The organism is Lysinibacillus sp. SGAir0095 (genome assembly GCF_005491425.1).
In the GTDB taxonomy this organism is placed as follows: domain Bacteria; phylum Bacillota; class Bacilli; order Bacillales_A; family Planococcaceae; genus Ureibacillus.
Map to the genome: position 1 here is coordinate 764,645 of NZ_CP028083.1, position 22,841 is coordinate 787,485.

Here is a 22,841-nt window from a genome sequence, read left to right on the forward strand (position 1 = left end):
GATTACTTCACGTCCTTTACAAGGGAGGGTAAGGGTACCTGCAATGAGAATAGCGCTTGCTCTACATTTTGGCTAACCATTAAGGATTCACCAACTAAAACACCACGTGCTCCAGCTATGGCAACTCGTTCAGCGTCCCTGGCATTCCATATTCCACTTTCACTTATAAAGACGATATCTTCATGTGCATTAATTTTATTTGCTAATTTTTCAGTTTGGATCAGATCTAAATCGAAAGTTTTTAAATCTCGATTATTCACCCCAATGATTTTAGGATGAATAGCTAAAGCACGATCTAACTCTTCTTCGTTATGAACTTCAACTAAAACATCAAGTCCCAGTACACTGGCATATGTGTAAAATGCTTTTAGCAATTCATCCGATAAAGCTGCTACAATTAATAAAATTACTGAAGCACCGGCTGCTTTGGCATAATCAATTTGAACTTCATGGACGATGAAATCCTTATTCAAAATCGGAATATCTACGTTATTTGCAATTGCCACTAAATCCTGATAGGACCCCATGAAAAATTTTTCCTCCGTTAAAACGGAGATACATGCTGCACCAGCCTGCTCATAGCGTTTTGCAAGTTCTACAGGATTTGCCCCTTCGTTGATAATCCCTTTTGAAGGAGAGGCACGTTTCATTTCTGAAATAACTTGGAGCGCATCGGCTTTTCTTAAAGTTTCATATAAGGAAGGGCGGGATTTATGTTCCACCTCAAATGTTGGCTCCTTAGCTAGAAGTGAAGGGATAAGCGTTGCTTTGTGATCTAAAATCTTCTGCAAAATTGTCATTATACGACACGCTCCTTTAGTACGGTTTGACTATATTCAACGACAGCATCAAGCTTTTCTAGTGCTTTTCCAGATAAAATACTCTCTCGGGCTAATACAACACCATCTGCAACAGAAGACACCTTACCGTTAGCAAATAACGCAAGACCAGCGTTTAATAAAACAGCATCAAAATAGGCACTTTGTTTCCCATTCAATAAATCTCTTAAGATAATGGCATTCTCCGCAGGTGTACCTCCGCGTAATGCAGTGACTGGGGCAGGGGTTAAGCCGAGCGCTGCAATATCAACCTGGAAGGACTTAATTTCACCGTTTTCAAGAAGGGCCAAGGTATTATCCTGATCCAGTGAAGCCTCATCCATCCCTTGTGTACCGGAAACAACGACTGATCGTTTGCGACCTAAAATACGAAGGACTTCTGCATAATGACGAACGAATTCAGGTCGATTAATTCCGACAAGTTGAGATGTTAAATGGGCTGGATTTGTTAACGGACCAACCAAGTTAAAAATAGTTGGCTTTCCAATTGCGCGTCGAATTTCTCCAATACGTTTTAATCTTGGATGAACATTTGGTGCATAAAGGAAGGTGATGCCTGTTTGGTTTAATAAATCTACTGAATCCTGGGTCGTGAAATCAGTATGGATTCCTAAAGCTTGTAAAACATCTGAGCTCCCGGAAGCGCTGGAAATTTTACGGTTGCCATGTTTGACAACTGAAACGTCATTCGCTGCCAAAACAAAGGCGGATGTTGTGCTGATGTTGAAGCTTTGTAAACCGTCGCCGCCAGTCCCGCAATTATCAAGATAATTGCCTTCGGGAAGGTCTAATGGAAGGGCATAGGACTTCATGACCGTTGCAAGAGCTGCGATTTCATCCGTCGTTTCACCTTTTTTGCTTAAGGCAATTAATAGCTCGGCAATAGCTTCTTTTGGCGTTTCTTCATTAAATATTAATTCTGCGGCTTGAAGCATTTCTTCATAGGATAAATTTTCATTTTCCTTTACATGCCTTGTGAAAAAGTGGATTGTCATTACTTTTCATCCTCCTGAAATTAGAATTAGCAGGCTAGAATTAGACAATAAAAAAGCCCTCTACAAAAGGAAATTCCCTTTGTAGAGGACGATCGATACCGCGTTGCCACCTCTGTTGAAGCATTTACATACTTCCACCTTGATGTGTTTTCACGATAAGGGGAGTAAACTCCAAAGAACGTAAAAACACTTCCTTGTAACGTAGGAAATACGTCAACTAACGAATGCTAGCTGCTCTCATAAGGCCCATTCACGATTTTGCCCGCACTAGTTTCCACCAACCACTAGCTCTCTAAAGCGTTCAAAACCGTTACTATTCTTATTCATCAATTTGTCTCTGCTATCTCATCTAAACTCTGCTTTGCTCAAACGGTGGTCGTGCTCCCACAACCTGCTACCGTATCCGAACAATTAATTAAATAGAATTGTAGAGGGTATTTTTAATTTTGTCAATGTTTTCTGACAAATTGATGTATTACTAAATAAAAAAACGAGAGCATAAAATGGTGCCTTTATTATAGGAAAGGTTCCTTATAATAAAAAACGCATTTTGCTCTCGGCTTTATGATTAGATTAAATCTTTAAAGTTTAATCGTTTATTTAATAGATGCATAATTGGCACACCAATTGCTAACACGACGAATTCACCGATTGCACAAGTAACCCATGTCCAAAGGAAAGGTAGTTCAAGTGCCAGATTTAATTCAAACGCGATAATGAACATTGTACACGTGAAAAGAAAAGTGTTAATGATTAATCGCAGCAATGTGTTTTTTACAAACTTACAAATCAAAATAAAGATTGCAAGTGTAATAATCGAGTGGCCAACCCCGAATACTAAATCATAGACTCCTAGTGGTGAGAAGAGGTTGGAGATAAATACACCAATGACAATTCCTAACATATAGCGTGGATTAAACGCTACTAGGTGATTAAACATCTCAGATACACGGAATTGAATCTCCGTAAATCCAAACGGTGCAACTAACATGGTAACAGCAATATAAAGAGCTGCAATAATCCCTGTCGTTGCCAAAAATTTTACTTTCATATTCATTTCTCCTTAGTTTTTTTTCGTGGGATGGTCTCGAACCACGTGAAAAGCACACAGAGAAATATATTATTATAATTTCGTAGGAATGTCAAATTATTATTAAATGGTGTTAGATAAAAGAATAGTTAGTTTGAAAGGATATGAAGAATGTCGAAAAGTTGTCACAGATTTTATGTTTTATTAATATAATATTTTTCTGGTCCGAAAGTTGTACTTTAGCGGTTTAAAGTGGCGAATTACTTTGGTGGGAGAAGTATTTTGGAATTATTGATTTCAGAACATTCTAAATGTTATTGACTATTAAAATGGTTCGATGTAATATAATCGACAAACTCGAATTTTTTGAATAGTAAAATAGAATGATATATTTATTCAAAAAGAGTCAGGTAAGTTAAGAGAAGAATTAGGGGGAACCAACATGAAAAATAGTACGAAAAAAATTTCGTTCTTACTATTTGGACTGGTGCTTTTATTAGCCGCTTGTGGTGGTAGTGAAACATCTACCGAATCTACAGGAGATACTAGTACTGGAACAACTGAAGAAGGAAAAACATTCAAAGTAGGAATTACACAAATCGTAGAGCATCCATCATTAGATGCGGCAACTGAAGGTTTTAAAGCAGCATTGGAAGAGGCTGGTTTAGAAGTTGAATTTGTCGAGGAAAATGCCCAAAACGATCAAAGTATGAACACAACAATTGCCCAAAACTTAGTGAATGAAGGTGTTGATTTAATTTTTGCAAATTCAACTCCATCAGCCCAAGCAGTTAAAGGGGCAACATCAGATATTCCAATTCTTTTCACATCTGTTACAGATGCAGTAGGTGCAGAGCTAATCGACTCCATGGAAGCACCAGGTGGAAATGTTACAGGTACGGTTGACTTGCATCCAGATACAATTGCAAATACAGTCACATTTTTAAAAGACGAATTAGGTGCGAAAAAAGTCGGGACAGTATATAACACTGGTGAGCAAAACTCTGTTGCACAAATTGAACAAGTTAAAGGGTTATTGGAAGAGGCTGGTCTTGAATTAGTAGAAGCAGCTGTTTCTACATCAGCAGAGGTAAAACAAGCAACAGAATCATTACTTGGTAAAGTGGATTCGCTTTATATCATTACTGATAACACAGTTGTATCTGCGCTAGAATCAGTAATTGAAGTAGCAAGCGCTAACCAACTTCCTTTAATGGTAGGGGAGCTAGATTCAGTTGAACGTGGCGGATTAGGTGCCTACGGATTTGAATACTATGATATCGGCTATGAAGCTGGGGAAATGGCAGTGAAAATTTTAAATGGAGAAGCTACACCTTCTGAAATTCCATCTGCATATCCTGCAAACCTAAAATTACTTATTAATAAAGGTGCTGCCGATACTTTAGGTCTTGAAATCGGTGAATCCTGGAACGCGGAAGTATACGAATAAATTAGAAGTTAGTTAGGAGATGATTCAATATGTTTACAGCGATGTTCGGTTCAGTTGAGCAAGGAATCATCTATGCAATTATGGCACTCGGAGTGTATCTGACATTCCGAGTGTTGGATTTTCCGGATTTAACGGTTGATGGAAGCTTCGTTACTGGGGCAGCTACTGCAGCAATGATGATTGCACTGGGCTACCACCCGATACTAGCTACATTAATGGCAATTGTTGCTGGATTTATTGCAGGATGTATGACAGGTCTATTACACACAAAAGGAAAGATAAATCCATTACTTTCAGGGATTTTAATGATGATTGCGTTATATTCTATCAATCTTCGTATTATGGGATTATCTGCAGAAAATGCAATTGTGAAACCCAATATTCCACTGATAAATGCTGATACAATTTTTTCACAGTTTAATAGTTTTTGGAGTAATTTGGGGATTGATGCAGCTCTAACAAACTTTATAAAAAATACGTTAGGCTTTCAATCAGCTCCATCCACTTGGGGTACCATTTTAGTAGTGTTGATTATTACACTCATCATCAAGTTTATTGCAGATTGGTTCTTAAAAACGGAAGTGGGGCTTGCAATTCGTGCAACAGGCGATAATAAACGAATGATTCGTAGCTTCTCGGCGAACACGGATGGCCTAATTGTATTAGGACTGGGTCTTTCTAATGCCTTAGTTGCATTTTCTGGAGCTTTAATCGCTCAATATTCAAAATTTGCTGATGCAAATATGGGGATTGGGATGATTGTAATTGGTCTTGCATCGGTAATTATCGGGGAAGCCATCTTTGGAACAAAGACAATCTTCCGTACGACACTGGCAGTTGTTGCCGGGGCAATTATTTATCGAATCATTTATGCCGTTGCATTACGTATCGACTGGTTAGACACTTCAGATATGAAGTTAATTACCGCGATTATCGTTATATTAGCATTAGTCATCCCACAAATGGTAGATAAGCGACGCGAGAAAAAACGAAAAGAAAAAAGGCGGATTGAGCGTCTCAATCAGCAAACAGAAATGATGCAAGGAGGGAATCACCTTGCTTAAATTAGAGGGCATCAATAAGATTTTTAATGAAGGCACTCCTGATGAAAAAATCGCCTTAGATAATATTAATCTACATTTAGCACCGGGAGATTTTGTAACTATAATCGGAAGTAATGGTGCTGGAAAATCGACAATGATGAATATGATTTCCGGCGCCTTAACACCTGACTTTGGGGCTGTAACCATTGAAGGGAAAGAAGTAACGAAATTACCGGAATATAAACGTTCTCAATACATCGGTCGAGTCTTCCAAGATCCAATGGCAGGTACTGCACCGTCGATGACAATCGAGGAGAATTTGGCTATAGCGTATTCGCGTAATGCGAAACGGACTTTTAGAAAAGGGGTAAGCCGTACTCGACGCGATTTCTTTAAGTCGTCACTAGAGAAATTGGGGCTAGGGCTTGAAAACCGCTTTAATGCGAAGGTGGGCATGCTTTCAGGTGGAGAGCGCCAAGCGTTATCACTGTTGATGGCAACCTTCACAAAGCCGTCAATTTTATTATTGGATGAACATACAGCTGCCCTCGATCCATCGCGTGCGGAGTTAATCACTCGATTGACAAAGCAATTGGTAGAAGAGGGCAACTTAACAACCTTAATGGTGACGCACAATATGCAGCAAGCAATCGATCTTGGCAACCGATTGATCATGATGGATAAAGGACAAATCATTTTATCGATTGATGAAGCGAAAAAACCAACACTAACAATCCCAGACTTAATGTCGGAATTCGAAAACATCCGCGGAGAAAAAATGAACTCAGACCGGGCGTTACTGGGGAGCTAGAGGTTAGTAGGAGTAGTGAAAAATAAAATTTTCAGAGGAGATTCTTTGCGAAAAGCGAAGTTTCTTCTCTTTTTTTATGCTGAAAAAATGAATTTAAGTGAAAGAGGTTTTTAGGGGCTTTTGCAAGATCAATGGTTTGTCTCTAAAATGAATTTAAGGAGGGAAGTGAATGGAAATTCTTAAAAGACAAAAATCTAGCAAACTTATAAATCTAGAAGCTTTACTGCGGAGGTTACCTGAAAATGAACAAGCCGATTATAGTTTTTATATGGAGCAGTACATTGTGCAAAGGAAAGGATATGATGGGGAACTCTGGGTAGATCAGTTGTGGAATGAACTAACTATTCCGTGTCGCTACAATCTCTTTCATAGCTATGAAACCATTAATAGCGCAGGTTACTCCCATCAAATTGACACACTCCTTTTGACCCCACATTTCATTTGGCTAATCGAAATAAAGAACATCGGTTGACGTCTAGATATCGATGAGTCGAAACACCAACTAATTCGAACAAACCAGGAAGGATTAATAGAATCATTCAGAAACCCAGTAAACCAAATTAAACGCCACGCTGAATTTATTTCTAGGAAGTTTCGTGATATAAAAATCAATTTGCCAGTTGAAACTTCTATAATTATCGTGAGTGATTACACAATCATTGGAGCAATTCCAAAGGGTCATTCCATTTTCCACGCAAGCGGCTTACAAACCGAACTCGAGAAATTATTCAATAAACATCGAGAACCAAACATATCCCTTAACCAATTTGAAATGCTTAAAACAGATTTAATGAACCACCATCAGCGAAAAGATTGGAAAGCTAAAGTGAATCCTACAAAGCTACGTAAAGGTGTGCTCTGTAAGAAGTGTGACTATAAAAATGTAATGAGATTTGAATACGGGAGCTTTAAATGTGAGAGATGCGGTATGAAAAACAAGGATGCTCATCTTGAAGCTCTATCCGACTACCGCTATTTAATAAGTGAATGGATTACGAATCGGGAGTTAAGGGAGTTTTTGGGGATTGATTCACAATTTGCTGCACATCGAATTTTAAAGAAATTAGATTGGGAGTATATAGGGACTTATAAAAATAGAAAATATAAAATTCCTGATTTTGTAGAAGAAGTTGTTGTTAGGAGGAGAACGTAGGAAGAAGGAGCCGCAAGAACGTGGAGCGAAGTCGCAAGTAAACAGAGTGAAACCGCAAGTAAAAAAGAAACTCGCAAGTAAAAGAGCAAAAGTCGCAAGTAAGTAAAGTGAAGTCGCAGGTAAACAGAGTAAACCCGCAAGTAAAAAGAAACTCGCAAGTAAAAGAGCAAAAGTCGCAAGTAAGTGGAGCGAAGTCGCAAGTAAACAGAGTAAACTCGCAAGTAAACAGAGTAAACTCGCAAGTAAAAGAGCAAAAGTCGCAAGTAAGCTAAGAGAAGTCGCAAGTAAACAGAGTAAACCCGCAAGTAAAAAAGAAACTCGCAAGTAATGGAGCAAAAGTCGCAAGTAAGTAGAGCGAAATCGCAAGTAAAAGAGTAAAAGTCACAAGTAAAATTCATTCATCAGCACAAAACCGTCAGCGCCACCCCAAACAAAAAAACACCCGAATCATAAAAATCCGAGTGTTCTCCAATTCAATCTACTAAACCAGCAATCCAAAGAGTTGACTATCTTTATTGACTTCGGTGAATTCGAAGCCGTTGATGCGCATCCGGTTGACAAGGCCTTGGTAGTCTTCAGGGTGAGTGACTTCGATACCAACTAGGGCAGGGCCGCTTTCTTTGTTATTTTTCTTTGTATATTCGAAAGTCGTAATGTCATCGTTTGGCCCTAGCACTACTGTTAAGAATTGACGTAGGGCGCCAGCACGTTGAGGGAAGTTGACGATAAAGTAATAAAGCAGTCCCTCATACAACAAAGATTTCTCTTTGATTTCCTGCATTCGGCTGATGTCATTGTTGCCGCCAGTGATCACCACAACTACTGATTTTCCAACGATTTCTTCAGCATAGAAATCAAGTGCAGAAACGGGAAGTGCACCAGAAGGCTCAGCTACAATCGCATGCTTATTATACAAATCCAAAATTGTTGTACTTACTTTTCCTTCAGGAACAACGACAATATCGTCTAAATAATTGTTGCAAATTTCATAGGTTTTTGTACCAACGCATTGGACAGCGGTACCGTCACAGAACTTATCGATTTTCGCCAGAGTAGTGGGACCACCGTTATCAAAGGCCGCTTTCATGCTAGCCGCACCTGCTGGCTCAACCCCGATTACCTTGCTGTTTGGTGATATATTTTTTATATAAGATGAGATACCGGCCATCAAACCGCCACCTCCAATACCTCCGAAAATGTAATCAAGCGGTTCCTCGATATCGTTTAATACTTCAACTGCAACAGTGCCTTGTCCGGCGATAATGTCTAGATCGTCGAAAGGATGGATGAAAATCATATTATGCTCCGAGCTATATTCCTTTGCTGCAGTGGCAGAATCATCGAATGTATCGCCTTCTAAAATGATTTCGATATTATTGCGACCAAACATGCGGACTTGATCAATTTTTTGCTTTGGCGTCGTTAATGGCATGAAAATTCTACCTTTAATGTTTAAGTGTGCACAGGCAAATGCCACGCCTTGTGCATGGTTACCTGCACTGGCACAAACAACGCCACTTTTGCGGGCAGCTTCTTCGATTTTTTTGATTTTATAGAATGCCCCGCGTAATTTGAAGGATCGAACGTGTTGGAGATCCTCACGTTTAATGTAAATATTGGCTTTGTATTTTTCAGATAAATACTCATTCTTTTGAAGTGGGGTATGTAATACGACATCCTTTAAATGTTGATGTGCGATTAACACGTTTTCCACAGCGATACTTTTTGAATTAACAACTTCCATCGTTTTGTTACCTCCGTTTTCAATCAACCATTGACTCATTTTATCACAAAATGACACGTTTTTTATGAATTATTTTTTAATTCAAAAAATTCAGCTTTAAACAGCTTCATGGCGGTATAAAATAGAAATCAAACGAAAAAAGGACCGGCATCAGCCAGTCCTAGAGAATTAGAATATTAAGTGTGCAAGAAGTGCAATGATTGGAATCGAGATAAGTGTACGGATTAAGAAAATCAAGAACAGATCCCAAATTTTAAGTGGTAGCTTTGTTCCTAAAATTAATCCACCGACCTCAGACATGTAGATTAATTGTGTTACAGATACTGTGGCAATGAAGAAACGAGTTAACTCGGATTCAATGCCCGCACCTAAAATAGAAGGTAATAACATATCGGCGAAACCAACAATCATTGTTTGAGCTGCTTCGTCAGCAAAAGGAATTTGCAGTAAAGCTAGGATCGGCTCAAATGGCATACCTAAAATTTTAAAGAAGCTTGTGTACTCAGCAAGAACTAATGCAATTGTACCGAAAGCCATAATAACCGGTGTAATCGCGAACCACATTTCCAGAACGTTTTTAAAGCCAGAACCAATTACTCTTCCTAAATTTTTGTTGTTATCAGCCTTAGATAAAGCGCTGTTTAAACCGAATGAAAAAGAGTTAAAACCTTCTGGTACGATTTCGCTGCTTTCCAGTGGAGTGGAGCCATTGAAATTCGTATCAGGTTTGCCACGCAATGGGAAGATACGGGGCATAATGAGCGCAAGAATAATTGAAACTAAAATTACCGAACCATAAAATTGTAAGAAATAGTTGTTTAAACTTACTGTATCAAGCACTACGAAACAGAAAGTAATCGAAACAACAGAGAATGTTGTGGCAATCGTAGCAGCTTCTCGAGCAGTATAATTACCTTCCTCATATTGTCTGCTTGTTAATAGAACACCGATTGTTCCGTCTCCCACGAAAGAAGCCAAACAGTCAATTGCTGAACGTCCAGGAATTTTAAATAGTGGACGCATTATTTTAACCATCATGGATCCGAAGAATTCCAGTAAACCAAAGTCTGTTAATAAAGGTAGCAGTAACCCTGCAAACAAGAACAATGAGAACATCATTGTTACTAAACCGCCGTCAGGAGTGATTAATAATCCGGTAGTAATATCACTTGTAAAGCTTTCTGGTCCGACCTGGAATAAATACATACTCGCAAAAATCACAGCTAAAATACGCATAGTTGTCCAGAACCAATTCACACGGAATAAAGAATCCAGTAAAGTTCTTTCGTCTGTCTCTGGTACGAATTTAATAATTAATGCACCAACAGCAGCGATGATAAAGACGATATAGGCAAACCAGTGAATAAAGCCTGTAACATTAGCAGAAAGTGTATTGGCAAGTATAGCGATGGGTACTTTTAAACCGTCTTCAGTATTAATTGGAGTAATGAATAAGATAATTCCAACTAAAGAAAGAAAGATAAAAAGAAACCATGTATATGTACTAAATTTTTTTGTCATATGTTGTCCCTCTTTTATATGATGTTTTGGTATTGAATATTTATACACTATATAGTTTTTATATACACGTGTAAATAAGTTTAATAAAGTTCTATAATTCTGAAAATACTAGGCAGATTGAGACTTTGAAAAGGAAAGTGTCGACAAACTTTTCGTTAATTTCTGAATAATGACAATCTAATGAAAGTATACTATAAACTGCAAAAAAAAGGGAGTAGGATTTCAATTCCTACTCCAAAAAATTACAAAATATCCTGGTTAATTACATAAAATCGCTCGTAATGTAACCAACTATCACTCATCGGTCGGCCATCATCAGTACGCTTCGCATTTTCTTCAATCATCCATGCAGTTTGGGAAGCATGTGCCTGTAATGCTTTTACCTTTTCAAGCTTAACGCTGCTCACGTCAATTTGAAGAGTTGGTTCCCCTTTTTCGGCAATGGTGTTGTTGGCAAAGCCCACAGCATAAATTGTTGGGCGATTTTCTTTTGGCATACGACGTACCGTTTCAAATACTGCTCGCGCTGTTGCTTCATGATCTGGATGTACTGCATATCCAGGTAGGAAGGTGATGATTAATGAAGGATTGAGCTCATCGATTAACCCTTTCACTAAGCTGACCATTTTTTCATCATCTTCGAATTCCACGGTTTTATCGCGTAATCCCATCATTCTTAGATCCTCAATGCCCATAACTTCACAGGCAGCCTTTAGCTCTTCGCGGCGAATCTCCGGTAAAGATTCACGAGTTGCAAATGGAGGGTTGCCAAGATTGCGTCCCATTTCACCTAAAGTTAAGCATGCATATGTAACAGGGACACCCATATTACGGTACATTCTAATTGTTCCGGCAGATGAGAAAGCTTCATCGTCTGGATGAGGGAAGACTACTAAAATTTGACGTTGTGGTTGTAATGACATGTAAAATCCACTCCTTAATAAGAAAATGGTGTTTCACTAATTTCTAGTGCAACAGCAAGTTTCCCTGTAAAGTCTAATCCAGCCATCAATAGTCGGCCTTTTTCATCTAATTCATAATGGGTAATACCCTGTGCATAAACCCAGCCATGGTCCATTTTTAAACCTACACGGTGAGGGGTATCGTTTATTATTTTAGCAAGTTCATAACGAATTCTAGCATTTCGGATAAATGCCCCTGCATTAAATACTCTTTCATCAAAATGGGAGGCATAGGCTCCATTTGTAGTTTCTAGATGAATATAAACATCTTTATTTGCAAAAGAATTAAGCAATTCTTGGAGCTCGTCAATTTGTACTTCCTTCATCTTAATTCTCCTTTCACATCTAATAGTCTAATTATAGTCAATTTGGCAAATGAATGAAAGTACCAGGCCCTTAAACAATTTCGAATATTTCGAATCGTTTTAGGACCTGGTACATAAACAGTTTAGACTTCTTTAATTGTAACTTCTGGTGCACCTAGACGAGGTTTTGCACCGTGATAAACGGGGCCGACGAATTGGTTTAATTTCCACCCGTGTTTAATTCCTGCTGCTACAAATTCTTTTGCTTCAAAGACTGAATCTTTAACAGATAGTCCGTTTGCTAGGTTAGCAGTGACACTAGCAGCAAATGTACAACCAGCACCGTGGTTGTATGTAGTTTCTACTTTTGGTGTTTCAAGTAAATAGAATTTTTCGCCATCGTAGAATAAATCGACAGCTTTTTCAGTATCTAGTGCACGACCACCTTTAATGATTACATTCTTTGCACCTAGAGCTTTAATTTTTTCAGCGGCTGCTTTCATTTCTTCGATTGTTTTTGGAGTACCTGTTCCAGCTAATTGTCCAGCCTCGAAAAGGTTGGGTGTTGTTACAAGAGCATTTGGCAATAGATATTGAATCATAGCATCCACTGTACCTGGGTTTAAAACTTCATCTTCCCCTTTACATACCATAACCGGGTCAATAACAACATTTTTTACGCCAGATGCACTAATTGCTTCACCAGTCGTTTGAATAACTTCTTCTGTAGATAACATACCTGTTTTTAAAGCATCGATTCCAGTGGAGAATGCCGTCTTTAATTGGGCTTGCAGGACATCGATTGGTAATGTATAAACGCCGTGATTCCAGTTATTATCAGGATCCATCGTAGCGATAACAGTAACGGCCGCCATCCCGTAAGTATCATGTTCTTCAAAAGCTTTTAAATCTGCTTCTAATCCTGCACCACCTGAAGCGTCGGAACCTGCTATAGTTAAAGTTTTTTTCAATGCCATAATCGTTTACTCCTTCACCTACATAATAAAATTAATGTTCTAAAGTATAGTATAATTCTGACTATATAAAAATAGCCAGTTCATATAAAAAATATAAGGTCAGTAAAGATTTAGTATAGTATGAACTGAAATTAAATCGAAATCAACTAATTGACTTTGGAAAGCCACTAGCATGGGTTTTCACAAATTTGGTAGATTTCGAAAAGAATCTCCTATTGAAACGGGAACCTTGATAAAGTAGTTTTAAAAGGAGGTGTGTTTTATGAAGAAAATAGTTAATAACGATTGGGAAGAAATTTTGGCTCCGGAATTTGAAAAAGCCTATTATACTGAATTGAGAAAATTTATAGAAGAGCAATATAGCCTTTCAACAGTTTATCCACCTAAAGAAGAAGTCATGAGTGCATTTTACGCTGTTGCCTATAAAGATGTGAAAGTTGTGATTTTAGGACAAGATCCATATCACGGCCCTGCTCAAGCTCACGGAATGTCTTTTTCTGTGAAGAAAGGTGTCCCCAAACCACCGAGCTTACGAAATATTTTTAAAGAGCTGGAGAGCGATTTAGGATGTAGAATACCAGAGGACGGTTATTTAATGAATTGGGCACATCAGGGGGTCTTCTTATTAAATACAGTATTAACTGTTCGGCAAGGTGAGGCAAACTCACATAAAGGGCGAGGCTGGGAACAATTCACGGATTTTGTTATCGAAAATTTAGCAAGAAGAGAAGAACCTATTATATTTGTTCTCTGGGGAAAGCCGGCACAAACAAAACGAACAATTATTGAAAAGTATGGTGATCACCATTTTGTTTTACAGGCACCACATCCAAGTCCGTTAAGTGCCCATCGAGGTTTTTTTGGCAGTAAACCTTTCTCAAAAATTAATAATAAGTTAATTGAATGGGGCCAAGTACCAATTGATTGGTGTTTGGAGGATTAGAGTGGTACTGAGTAGTCGTCCAAAACAAAAGAGAAGTTGCTCATAAGTGACAAAGCCGCTCGAAAGGCAGCGAACAGCTCTTAAAGAAACGAAGGTAGCTCACTACAAAAGAAACTCAATCGTTATGAACCATAGAGCTCCGACTCACATAGCTTTTCACAGTATTTGAAATCTGTTAAATTGGAATAGAAAGTAGGGAAGTGGTTATGAAAGTAAACTGTTTTAAATGCCGGTATTTTCGTGTGACATGGGACGCCCGTAATCCTCGCTCTTGCACAGCTTATAACTTTAAAACAAAGCAGCTTCCTTCAGTAGTAGTAAAACAATCTTCTGGTCTGGACTGCATGCAGTTTTCACCTAAACAAACAGTAGGGGAGCCCTAGAGAATGATTTCATATCAAGCGTTGTTACTAGAAATTGAGCAGCTTGTAGCCGGTACTAAAAATAGTACGGACGAACAGTATATTCGTGAACAATTAAGTGCCATTCGAGCATTATGCAATGTTGGATTATCTAATGGCAATCAAAATTCAACAACAAAAGTACAAGCCTATACGTCAGCTTTGATTACGCAACCATTACAAAGCTTTCAATCAAACCCAATCTCGACGCAATCACCTAATATTGTTCAAAATTCCAATACTCTTAATGGTGGGAAGCTGAAAGAAGATGATGCGAATGGTGAATCCATTTTCGACTTTTAAATGTGGGGAAGTTCAAGGTTAAAAAATTACCCTACCAATCACCATACAGTCGGAGCCGGTTCTAAACTGCTTACTTAAAAATTATACATAAAAGAGAGGTTTATACATGAAGGGATCAATTATTTCAGGTGCAATTCACGGATTTTTAGTAGTTGCTTTAGGTGCATTTGGAGCACATGCTCTTGATAACGTTTTAGATGAGTACGGCATTGGAATTTGGGAAAAAGCTGTCCAGTATCAAATGTTCCATACGATCGCAATTGTTGCCATTGGGATATTAATGAGTCCAAAGCTATTTGGTTCAATCAAACAACTGAAAATCGCCGCAATTTGCATGAATTTAGGAATCGTATTCTTCTCAGGAAGTTTATATATATTAGCACTTTCGGGAATCGGGATCTTAGGAGCGATTACACCAATTGGTGGCGTGCTCTTCTTAGCGGGATGGATTCTTCTGCTTGTTGCAACTTTACAACAAAAAAATTAAAAGAGTTGATATTTATGAGAATTACGAGAAAACTTCTTGTAATTCTTTTTTTAATCCCTGAAATATTAGTAGTTTGTGATTAATTTTTTGAATTTACTAACAAATATCATTTTTAACCTTATGAAAACATGATAAAGTTATCCATATCAAGAGTAAATTATTGAAAGCAACATATATTGTTGAAAATACATAAATGGGAAAGGAGCGTTATTTATAATGGAACAATTGTTGACTCTATTGGAAAGCCATTATGATGAAATGGTTTCAATCAGACGCCATTTACATGAAAATCCTGAGCTATCATTTCAAGAAGTGCATACGCCTATCTATATAGCAAATTTTCACCGAAAACTTGGACTTGAAGTACGAGAAGGGGTTGGAGGACGAGGAGTTGTTGCGACATTAAGAGGGGCAAAACCCGGGAAAACAGTAGCGTTACGTGCTGACTTCGATGCACTGGCTATTCATGAGCAAAACGATATCTCCTATAAATCCAAAGTGGATGGTGTGATGCATGCATGTGGACACGATGGTCATACAGCAACCCTTTTAGTTTTGGCTAAAGCGTTAGTTGAAATAAAAGATGACCTCCAAGGGAATATTGTATTTATTCATCAATTTGCGGAAGAAATTGCACCAGGTGGAGCAAAGCCAATGATTGAAGATGGATGCTTGGACGGGGTCGATGTCATATTTGGTACACATTTATGGGCACCAACTCCTCTTGGAGATGTGCTGGTACGTAATGGTGCGATTATGGCTGCGGCTGATCGATTGGAAATTACGATTCAGGGAAAAGGGGGCCATGGTGCAGAGCCGCATCATTCGGTTGATTCGATTGTTGTAGCATCCCAATTTATCACCCAGCTTCAGACAGTTGTTTCTAGAAGAATTGATCCTTTGAAGTCAGCTGTTGTTTCAATTGGACACTTTGAAGCGATTAATCCGTTTAATGTAATTGCGGAAAAGGTTGAGTTGAAAGGAACGGTGCGTACCTTTGACGAACAGGTCCGTACGCAGATAGAACATGAAATTGAGTTATTGCTTAAATCGGTTTGTGATGGTTTCCATGCAAGCTATGAGTATGCATTTACAAGAGGATATCCACCAGTGGTGAACCATAAAAAAGAAACGCAATTTCTTGCAGACGTCGCTTGCCAAATTTCAGAAGTGAAAAATGTGAGTGAATGTGCTCCTTTAATGGTGGGAGAAGATTTTGCCTATTATTTGGAGAAGGTTCCAGGTACGTTTTTCATTACAGGGGCAAAGGATCCAGCTTGGGAAGAAGCTTATCCACATCACCATGCTCAATTTAACTTTGATGAAAGAGCCATGTTAATTGCAGCTAAAACACTTGGCTTGGCTACATTAAAATACTTAAAGCAAAGCAAAAAAATATCCACTTCAATTTAGAAGTGGATTACGAGTTGTAGGCAAGGTTGCACATCAACTTTGTCTACTCTTTTTTATGTTTTCCCATTTATTATCTTGGCGGCAATGTTGAACCAGGTAAATATGTTAATGGTTCGGTAAACTCTGCGAAATCGAAGTAAATCATAGGGAATAAGTAATAATGACCTGTATCTGCTTCAGCAATAATTGCATGATCTCGGCCTGCTTCTACTACTGCGCCACGCACTACTCTAGTTGTTCCGCCTTGATTTTCTCCTACTTCACCTGATGGAATTGTAAAATAAAATGTCCCTATTTTTCCACGGTTTAGTCTTAAAATATTTTCGATATACGATTCTTCGCGTGCTGTAGGTATAGTGCCCATTCTTACTGTACTTTGAGCTGGCGGTGTAGTCATTTGTCCAGACGGAGCTTGAACATTTCCAAACTGGCCACTTGGAAATTGCCCGCTTGGAAATTGTCCTGTTGGATACTGTTGTTGACCCATTTGACCCCAATTATAATATGTCAAAAAAAACACCCTTTCATTTTTTTATTTTTGCTTTAGGAAAGCTAGACCTTTAGAAAGTCTGGTGTTGGAGGCGAGATGAACAATGTATTTTATAGAGTCCTATTTTTAGTTGACTTAACTACCGGGTAGGACAGACTCCAGTAGAGACGGAAAACCATAATGATCTTTCTGCAAGTTGGAAGTGTTCGCCATTAATGACAAGCTCCAGCTAATTCGATGTTCTTTTAGGCCATGCATGTGGATTAGATAGTCTGGTTAAAGTACTACAAAGTCGCCTGGATTTAAGTAAACCATCAGTTTAAGCCTTTCAATTTTTTATATGCAAGCAATTGTTAAAACTGTCTGAACAAACATGCTTACCAACAACATGGCAAATTCTCCATCTCTTTAGACGAAAGCTTGAGTATCATTGTCTGCTAAATCAGCTATATGGCATACCTCCTCATAACACTTTATGCACTAGCGACCAATTCAGAATAAAAAATTATAAAAATTCGCCCATGTTTTTAATGTATGTACAATGAAGTAAATAGTTCTTAGATTTTGTATAAAAATATCGAATTATTAATAAAATAAAACTAGGGTAATGGTCGTTATCTGTTTTTTTAAGCAGTCTTATAAATGTAAAAGGGAAATCGTTATTAAGAGAAAAAAATAGGGGTTGATCCTGTGCAATTTGGTATATGGATTTCAATAGTCATCAGTGCGATACTATCATTTGTTATCGCAAGTTTTTACGGGCAGCCGTTGCATTGGTATTTGTTTGTGTTAATTGTCTTTATTGGATTCTTTATTCATACAATCATCATCATATTGAAAACAAAAGAAGAGCAAGAAAAAAACGAGGCGTAAAAATCGATTAATTCGATTTACGTCTCGTTTTAATTTCTTTCAATGTTATCGGAGCTTAGCAAGCACCTTCCGCTTTTCTTTATGTCTAGCTGTAGGTGCTAGCTCCTCTGACAATTTCAGAATCGTCTGCAAGGACTAAGGGCGTCCTTTTGTCGATTCTTCCAATTGTTGTCGGAGCTGGGCGAGCACCTTCCGCTTTTCTATTTTACAGTTAAGAATGTAGCTAATTTGTCATTGTCCAATAAGTTCCCAACTAAGAACTCACCGAATTCACCGTAGCGAGCAGATACTTCGTCAAAACGCATTTCGTAGACGATTTTTTTGAATTGAAGCATATCTTCAGAGAATAGTGTAACGCCCCATTCATGATCATCTAATCCAACTGATCCAGTAATGATTTGTTTAATTTTACCTGCATAGCTGCGACCAATTAAACCATGAGAATGCATTAACTTACGACGGTGCTCCATATCAAGCATATACCAGTTATCATTACCTTCACGACGCTTGTCCATTGGATAGAAGCAAACGTATTTTGTACGTGGCAATTCTGGGTACAGTCTTGCACGGACATGTGGATTTTGGTAAGGATCTTCATCAGAATCTTTTGCTAAATAGTTCGATAGCTCAACTACAGAAACATAAGAATAAGTTGGTACTGTGAAATCAGCGATTGCTAATTTATTTAATTCAGCTTCTAATTCTTGCAGTTCTTCAGGTGTTTCACGAAGAATCATTAACATAAAATCAGCTTTTTGGCCGATAATCGAATAAAATGCATGAGAACCAGTTTTAGCAACATGGGATTCATTTATTTTTTCTAAATATTGTACGAACTCATTCACTGCGTTAGTACGCTCTTCTTCGGAAACTAATTTCCAAGAAGTCCAGTCGATAGCTCTGAAATCATGTAAACAGTACCAGCCATCTAATGTAATTGCTGCTTCGTTCATTTTATAACACTCCTTAATTGATAATCATTCACAAGTATCTTAGCATAAAATCAAAATAATTCCTTGTAAGAAACGGCACAATCTGTCGAAATTCACTAATTTGACAAGAGTGTGTGTATTTTAAAATCCGTATAAGTATTCCAATTTTCCTTTCCTTAATTCAATTTTTTGCTCAAAGAAAAATTAAGGCTAGTTTTCTATAGCTTGACGATAACGATTTGAAAGAATAAACGCTTTTCGTGTATGCTTAACTTAACATTATTAATAGGTAGGAGTAACAACAATGCATCCTTTATTAAAACGAGATACATGGCGTTTTATCGACCAATCAATCACTATGAAATCCCGGACGCCACTTGAGTCATTCGCTATGGATGATACGCTCTGTCAATTAGTAGGGCAATTACAGTCAAGTGCAACAGTTCGAACTTGGGTTCATGACAACACGGTTGTGCTTGGAATTCAAGATCATCGACTGCCATTTGTTCAAGAGGGTATTCAATTATTAAATGAACAAGATTACCAAGCAATTGTTCGAAATTCTGGTGGGTTAGCGGTAGTTTTGGATAGTGGCGTGTTAAACATTTCAATCATCTTATCAGAACAACAAGAAGCCATTAATATAAATGAAGGCTATGATGTCATGGTAGACCTTATTAAGCTGTTATTCCCTGAAGCTTGTGACAAAATAGAAGCTTATGAAATTATCGGTTCTTATTGTCCAGGTTCCTATGATTTAAGTATTGGCGGAAAGAAATTTGCTGGGGTATCCCAGCGCCGACTAAGACAGGGGATAGCTGTTCAAATTTACTTGTGCATTGAAGGTAGCGGCAGTGAACGTGCTAAACTAGTGAAGGATTTTTATGATGTTAGCTTGAAAGAGGAAGAGACAAAATTTGCTTTTCCTAAAATTCGTCCTGAAGTCATGGCAAGTTTGAGTGAATTATTGAATATGCCACTAACAGTTCAAGATACAGTATTTAGATTACAAGCTGTTTTAAAACAATTAAGTAATCAAAATATGGTTCAATCATTAAATGAAGAAGAATTGGAACTTTATACTTTCTATTTAAAACGTGTGCTTGAACGGAATGAAAAAATGCTTGCTAAGAAATAAGTTTCATATAGAAAAGGAAAAACGTGAATGTGCTTAATGCGGCACATCCACGTTTTCTTTTTCGCTACCAGTTGAATAGTTTGCAACAAGGTTACCGTTTTTCTCCATTTTAAATACAGGAGCAACACGATTGTCATCTTCATCTAGTGTTACTAATCTACGAGCACGATTCATAATTTGCACGAATTGCTCATAATCTTCGCGAATTTCTTTATTCTCTTGTTCTAGTCGGTGTAGTTGAAGTTCTAATTCTTTTATTTTTTCTGTCGATGTATTTGCAATATGTCGCCATTTTGTAGCTTCCATATCGTTTCCACCTTGGTGTTGTAAACGAAGTAAGTAAGCAATAACGATATCTAGATTAAGAGCTGATAATGGAATCGATTTCGTTTCTTCTGTTGGTTGATTACTATTTGGCAGTAAATAAACACCTTGTGTACGGCGTCTACCGTTGATTCCTAATACTCTCATTCTTTCTTTTCTTTCTTTTTTTGCTTCAGCCAAGTCTTTTTCATATAAACGGCGCACAACAGCATTCCATCTGAAACCACATGCAGCGGCAGTTCGATTTAATGCATCACCCGCTTCCTCAAAGGCATTTAACTGTGTACTTCCTTCTTTAACATGTCTAATAACAGCTTCTGCTAATAATTCATCGTTTTCTTTTAACCAAGCATCTTGTCTTACTTTGACCATTTTTTAAACCTCCTGGAAAATTCATAGTTTTGTTTGCTCATAACCTATCATGTCCAAGAAGTTCCAATTTTATTCAAAATTTTTCAATCTCTATATGAAATTCGTCTTTTTTTATTATTCTAAGTGAAAAAAGATAAAAGGATTTTTATAGATAAATATCTGAATCAGACCGGTAAATATTGTTTTTACTTGATGAGGACAGTTTTTATAGGCTAAAATATCTGTTAGATTAAAAAAGTATATCGGTAAAATAGATTTCAAACTAATAGCTAAAAATACTATCTAAAGAAAGGGTTGTTGGCAAAATGGCAAACGAATTTAAAGTTTGCGATGAATGTCAGGCCGTAAATTTAAAAACGTTAATTCCTAAGTTAAAAGAATTAGATTCAGAAGCAACGATTGAAATTGGCTGTCATTCATATTGTGGTCCAGGACGCAAAAAAACATTTACCTTTGTAAATGGTAGACCAGTAAATGCATTAACTGAAGAAGAGTTAATGGATAAAGTAATAGCAAAATTAAAAAAATAAATATTTCCAATAAAGCTATCTTCTAGTAAAGAGAAGGTAGTTTTTTTTGAATTCGATAGATGAATATAAAACGAATCAAGATAGAATCACTTCTGGAAAGTATTTCAGTTAAAGTTTCCTAAAATTTGATTAACTTTCCTTTGTTAAGATTGGAAGATCGCAAGGCTATACTCAATTTCTAGTATTTTAGAAGGAGTTTGATGTAATTCGTTGAAAACTCCCATATAATAAGAAGTAAGTATTAGAGAGTGAGGTGCGGACTTATGGAAGATTATGCGAGTGCTAAGTTAGTTGAAGAGAAAGTGTTTAAGGATCCAGTGCATGGCTATGTTCATGTACGAGATCAAGTGATTTGGGATTTAATCGCTACGAAAGAGTTCCAAAGATTACGGAGAATTCGACAATTAGGAACTACTTTTCTAGTGTTTCATGGGGCAGAGCATAGTCGTTTTAATCATTCACTAGGTGTCTATGAAATTGTTAGACGCATTGTGGACGATATTTTCCAGGGTCGACCTGAATGGGATAATAACGAACGACTTTTAGCTTTATGTGCGGCACTATTGCATGATGTTGGACATGGTCCTTTTTCACATGCCTTTGAAAATGTCTTCGGCACAAACCATGAAGAATACACGAGAATGGTGCTATTAGGGGATACTGAAATTCATGAGGTGTTATCGCGGGTATCAAAGGACTTCCCGGAAAGAATAGCCCAAGTGATCGATAAAAACTATACCAATCAACAAGTAGTCAGTTTAATTTCCAGTCAGATCGATGCGGATCGAATGGATTATCTACAGCGGGATGCTTATTATACAGGTGTGAGCTATGGTCATTTTGATATGGAGCGAATTTTACGCGTAATGCGCCCTCGGAAGGACATCATAGTCATTAAAGCCAGTGGCATGCATGCAGTAGAGGACTATATTATGTCCCGCTATCAAATGTACTTGCAAATCTATTTTCACCCGGTATCTCGAAGTGCGGAGACAATCTTAAATAATATATTAAAACGGGCAAAACGATTAAGTGAAGAAGGGTATTCGTTTAAATTTGAGCCAGTTCATTTTAAGCCGTTTTTCGAAAATAATAATTCATTAAAGCAGTATCTGGATTTAGATGAGAGCATTATGCTTACCTACTTCCAATTTTGGATGGAAGAGAATGATGCTATTCTAAGTGATTTATGCAGACGCTTTGTGAATCGCGATCTGTTTGAGCATATCGATTTAAATCCTGAAGAGGAGCCTGAACGTTACGCATGGCTTGTGGAGCAAGTAAAATCCATAGGTTTAGACCCAGAATATTATATCAGGCCGGATTCTACGTCAGATTTACCTTATGATATGTATCGACCAGGCATCTCATCGAAAAGCCCGATTTATTTAGAGATGCCTACAGGTGAGATTCGTGAACTGTCGGATCAGTCGCATATTGTTGCAACAATTGCCACAAAGATTAAAACAGATTATAAGGTCTATTACCCGAAAGAAATCGGGGGTTAGGAAGTAAATGAATTTGAAAAAAGCAGTAAGGAAAATTAGCTTGTAAAAAAAAGAATCTCTACACAATGTCCAACGAATGGACAAAATGTAATAGATTCTAATACAGATAATTATTTATCGGAAGCGCGTACCCCGCCGTTTGCGTAATGGTTTTTAGCCATTTCTTCAATGACGATGGTTACAGCTTCTGGTTTTGCGTTAACTGTCTCTACAACAGCTGCAGTTACTTTTTCCACTAAAGCTTTTTTCTGTTCGTCATTACGACCTTCTAGTAATTTTACAGTTACGATTGGCATT

Annotated in this window: 26 protein-coding genes, 1 riboswitch and 1 other annotated feature; of the genes, 14 read left to right on the top strand and 12 right to left on the bottom strand. The window is 37.7% G+C overall.

What is annotated here, in order from left to right; translation table 11 throughout:
• Positions 1 to 2: 2 nt before the first annotated feature.
• The 3 genes from trpC to C1N55_RS03915 form a co-directional block, all read right to left on the bottom strand.
• On the bottom strand, positions 3 to 800 hold the full coding sequence (trpC, locus tag C1N55_RS03905; RefSeq protein WP_137727593.1) for an indole-3-glycerol phosphate synthase TrpC: 798 nt from the start codon (positions 798 to 800) through the stop codon (positions 3 to 5).
• Entirely contained in the window at positions 800 to 1,834 is a 1,035-nt protein-coding gene (trpD, locus tag C1N55_RS03910; protein WP_137727594.1) for an anthranilate phosphoribosyltransferase, read from the bottom strand. Before trpD ends, trpC begins: the two co-directional genes overlap by 1 nt.
• 81 nt (positions 1,835 to 1,915) lie before the next feature.
• Positions 1,916 to 2,170, bottom strand: a binding site (T-box leader).
• Positions 2,171 to 2,402: 232 nt separating this feature from the next.
• The gene (locus C1N55_RS03915; protein WP_137727595.1) at positions 2,403 to 2,885 is read right to left on the bottom strand and encodes a QueT transporter family protein; all 483 of its coding nucleotides are present in this window, start codon (positions 2,883 to 2,885) and stop codon (positions 2,403 to 2,405) included.
• 6 nt (positions 2,886 to 2,891) lie between these two features.
• Positions 2,892 to 2,936, bottom strand: a riboswitch (PreQ1 riboswitch).
• Between the two features lie 370 nt (positions 2,937 to 3,306).
• Here C1N55_RS03915 and C1N55_RS03920 point away from each other — a divergent pair.
• From C1N55_RS03920 to C1N55_RS03940, 5 genes are all read left to right on the top strand, one after another.
• Positions 3,307 to 4,314: an ABC transporter substrate-binding protein gene (locus tag C1N55_RS03920; protein WP_137727596.1), complete on the top strand. Its 1,008-nt coding sequence runs from the start codon at positions 3,307 to 3,309 to the stop codon at positions 4,312 to 4,314.
• 29 nt (positions 4,315 to 4,343) lie between these two features.
• Positions 4,344 to 5,378, top strand: coding sequence for an ABC transporter permease (locus tag C1N55_RS03925; protein WP_137727597.1), 1,035 nt, complete (start codon positions 4,344 to 4,346; stop codon positions 5,376 to 5,378).
• The gene (locus C1N55_RS03930; RefSeq protein WP_137727598.1) at positions 5,371 to 6,168 is read left to right on the top strand and encodes an ABC transporter ATP-binding protein; all 798 of its coding nucleotides are present in this window, start codon (positions 5,371 to 5,373) and stop codon (positions 6,166 to 6,168) included. Before C1N55_RS03925 ends, C1N55_RS03930 begins: the two co-directional genes overlap by 8 nt.
• 169 nt (positions 6,169 to 6,337) lie before the next feature.
• Complete coding sequence (locus C1N55_RS03935) at positions 6,338 to 6,640, top strand: nuclease-related domain-containing protein (RefSeq protein ID WP_137727599.1); 303 nt, start codon at positions 6,338 to 6,340, stop codon at positions 6,638 to 6,640.
• A 141-nt stretch (positions 6,641 to 6,781) separates the two neighbouring features.
• Positions 6,782 to 7,321 carry a hypothetical protein gene (locus tag C1N55_RS03940; protein ID WP_137727600.1) on the top strand — a complete coding sequence of 180 codons (540 nt, stop codon included), beginning with the start codon at positions 6,782 to 6,784 and terminating at the stop codon, positions 7,319 to 7,321.
• Between the two features lie 481 nt (positions 7,322 to 7,802).
• Here the strand turns inward: C1N55_RS03940 and ilvA are convergent, their stop codons facing one another.
• The 5 genes from ilvA to thiD all read right to left on the bottom strand — a co-directional run bounded on the left by ilvA (position 7,803) and on the right by thiD (position 12,830).
• Entirely contained in the window at positions 7,803 to 9,065 is a 1,263-nt protein-coding gene (gene ilvA / locus C1N55_RS03945; protein WP_137730530.1) for a threonine ammonia-lyase IlvA, read from the bottom strand.
• A 168-nt stretch (positions 9,066 to 9,233) separates the two neighbouring features.
• Positions 9,234 to 10,586, bottom strand: coding sequence for a YjiH family protein (locus C1N55_RS03950; RefSeq protein ID WP_137727601.1), 1,353 nt, complete (start codon positions 10,584 to 10,586; stop codon positions 9,234 to 9,236).
• Positions 10,587 to 10,828: 242 nt separating this feature from the next.
• Entirely contained in the window at positions 10,829 to 11,509 is a 681-nt protein-coding gene (bshB2, locus tag C1N55_RS03955; RefSeq protein ID WP_137727602.1) for a bacillithiol biosynthesis deacetylase BshB2, read from the bottom strand.
• Between the two features lie 14 nt (positions 11,510 to 11,523).
• Positions 11,524 to 11,874, bottom strand: a complete 351-nt coding sequence (locus C1N55_RS03960; protein WP_137727603.1) for a YojF family protein — start codon at positions 11,872 to 11,874, stop codon at positions 11,524 to 11,526.
• A 122-nt stretch (positions 11,875 to 11,996) separates the two neighbouring features.
• On the bottom strand, positions 11,997 to 12,830 hold the full coding sequence (gene thiD, locus C1N55_RS03965) for a bifunctional hydroxymethylpyrimidine kinase/phosphomethylpyrimidine kinase (protein ID WP_137727604.1): 834 nt from the start codon (positions 12,828 to 12,830) through the stop codon (positions 11,997 to 11,999).
• A 262-nt stretch (positions 12,831 to 13,092) separates the two neighbouring features.
• Between thiD and C1N55_RS03970 the strand changes: the two genes are divergently transcribed.
• The 5 genes from C1N55_RS03970 to C1N55_RS03990 all read left to right on the top strand — a co-directional run bounded on the left by C1N55_RS03970 (position 13,093) and on the right by C1N55_RS03990 (position 16,377).
• Positions 13,093 to 13,773, top strand: coding sequence for a uracil-DNA glycosylase (locus C1N55_RS03970; protein WP_137727605.1), 681 nt, complete (start codon positions 13,093 to 13,095; stop codon positions 13,771 to 13,773).
• Between the two features lie 206 nt (positions 13,774 to 13,979).
• Positions 13,980 to 14,156 carry a uracil-DNA glycosylase gene (locus C1N55_RS20735; protein WP_137727606.1) on the top strand — a complete coding sequence of 59 codons (177 nt, stop codon included), beginning with the start codon at positions 13,980 to 13,982 and terminating at the stop codon, positions 14,154 to 14,156.
• A 3-nt stretch (positions 14,157 to 14,159) separates the two neighbouring features.
• On the top strand, positions 14,160 to 14,477 hold the full coding sequence (locus C1N55_RS03980) for a YwdI family protein (RefSeq protein ID WP_137727607.1): 318 nt from the start codon (positions 14,160 to 14,162) through the stop codon (positions 14,475 to 14,477).
• A gap of 106 nt (positions 14,478 to 14,583) precedes the next feature.
• On the top strand, positions 14,584 to 14,964 hold the full coding sequence (locus C1N55_RS03985; protein WP_137727608.1) for a DUF423 domain-containing protein: 381 nt from the start codon (positions 14,584 to 14,586) through the stop codon (positions 14,962 to 14,964).
• Positions 14,965 to 15,180: 216 nt separating this feature from the next.
• Positions 15,181 to 16,377: a M20 family metallopeptidase gene (locus C1N55_RS03990; protein WP_137727609.1), complete on the top strand. Its 1,197-nt coding sequence runs from the start codon at positions 15,181 to 15,183 to the stop codon at positions 16,375 to 16,377.
• 70 nt (positions 16,378 to 16,447) lie between these two features.
• Here the strand turns inward: C1N55_RS03990 and C1N55_RS03995 are convergent, their stop codons facing one another.
• Complete coding sequence (locus C1N55_RS03995) at positions 16,448 to 16,888, bottom strand: spore coat protein GerQ (protein ID WP_240758380.1); 441 nt, start codon at positions 16,886 to 16,888, stop codon at positions 16,448 to 16,450.
• A 669-nt stretch (positions 16,889 to 17,557) separates the two neighbouring features.
• Between C1N55_RS03995 and C1N55_RS04000 the strand changes: the two genes are divergently transcribed.
• Positions 17,558 to 17,740 carry a hypothetical protein gene (locus C1N55_RS04000; protein WP_137727610.1) on the top strand — a complete coding sequence of 61 codons (183 nt, stop codon included), beginning with the start codon at positions 17,558 to 17,560 and terminating at the stop codon, positions 17,738 to 17,740.
• A 200-nt stretch (positions 17,741 to 17,940) separates the two neighbouring features.
• On the opposite strand, the gene hemQ is transcribed toward C1N55_RS04000, so the two are convergent.
• Complete coding sequence (hemQ, locus tag C1N55_RS04005; RefSeq protein ID WP_137727611.1) at positions 17,941 to 18,693, bottom strand: hydrogen peroxide-dependent heme synthase; 753 nt, start codon at positions 18,691 to 18,693, stop codon at positions 17,941 to 17,943.
• A gap of 283 nt (positions 18,694 to 18,976) precedes the next feature.
• On the opposite strand from hemQ, the gene C1N55_RS04010 reads away from it, so the two are divergent.
• The gene (locus C1N55_RS04010; protein ID WP_137727612.1) at positions 18,977 to 19,810 is read left to right on the top strand and encodes an octanoyl-[GcvH]:protein N-octanoyltransferase; all 834 of its coding nucleotides are present in this window, start codon (positions 18,977 to 18,979) and stop codon (positions 19,808 to 19,810) included.
• A 33-nt stretch (positions 19,811 to 19,843) separates the two neighbouring features.
• On the opposite strand, the gene C1N55_RS04015 is transcribed toward C1N55_RS04010, so the two are convergent.
• Complete coding sequence (locus C1N55_RS04015) at positions 19,844 to 20,506, bottom strand: RsfA family transcriptional regulator (protein WP_137727613.1); 663 nt, start codon at positions 20,504 to 20,506, stop codon at positions 19,844 to 19,846.
• Between the two features lie 305 nt (positions 20,507 to 20,811).
• Here C1N55_RS04015 and C1N55_RS04020 point away from each other — a divergent pair, with 305 nt between their 5' ends.
• Both C1N55_RS04020 and C1N55_RS04025 read left to right on the top strand, forming a co-directional pair.
• Complete coding sequence (locus tag C1N55_RS04020; RefSeq protein WP_137727614.1) at positions 20,812 to 21,036, top strand: YuzB family protein; 225 nt, start codon at positions 20,812 to 20,814, stop codon at positions 21,034 to 21,036.
• A 263-nt stretch (positions 21,037 to 21,299) separates the two neighbouring features.
• On the top strand, positions 21,300 to 22,544 hold the full coding sequence (locus tag C1N55_RS04025) for an HD domain-containing protein (RefSeq protein ID WP_137727615.1): 1,245 nt from the start codon (positions 21,300 to 21,302) through the stop codon (positions 22,542 to 22,544).
• A gap of 110 nt (positions 22,545 to 22,654) precedes the next feature.
• On the opposite strand, the gene C1N55_RS04030 is transcribed toward C1N55_RS04025, so the two are convergent.
• On the bottom strand, positions 22,655 to 22,840 hold the full coding sequence (locus C1N55_RS04030) for a 2-hydroxymuconate tautomerase (protein ID WP_137727616.1): 186 nt from the start codon (positions 22,838 to 22,840) through the stop codon (positions 22,655 to 22,657).
• Between the last annotated feature and the right edge of the window lies 1 nt (position 22,841).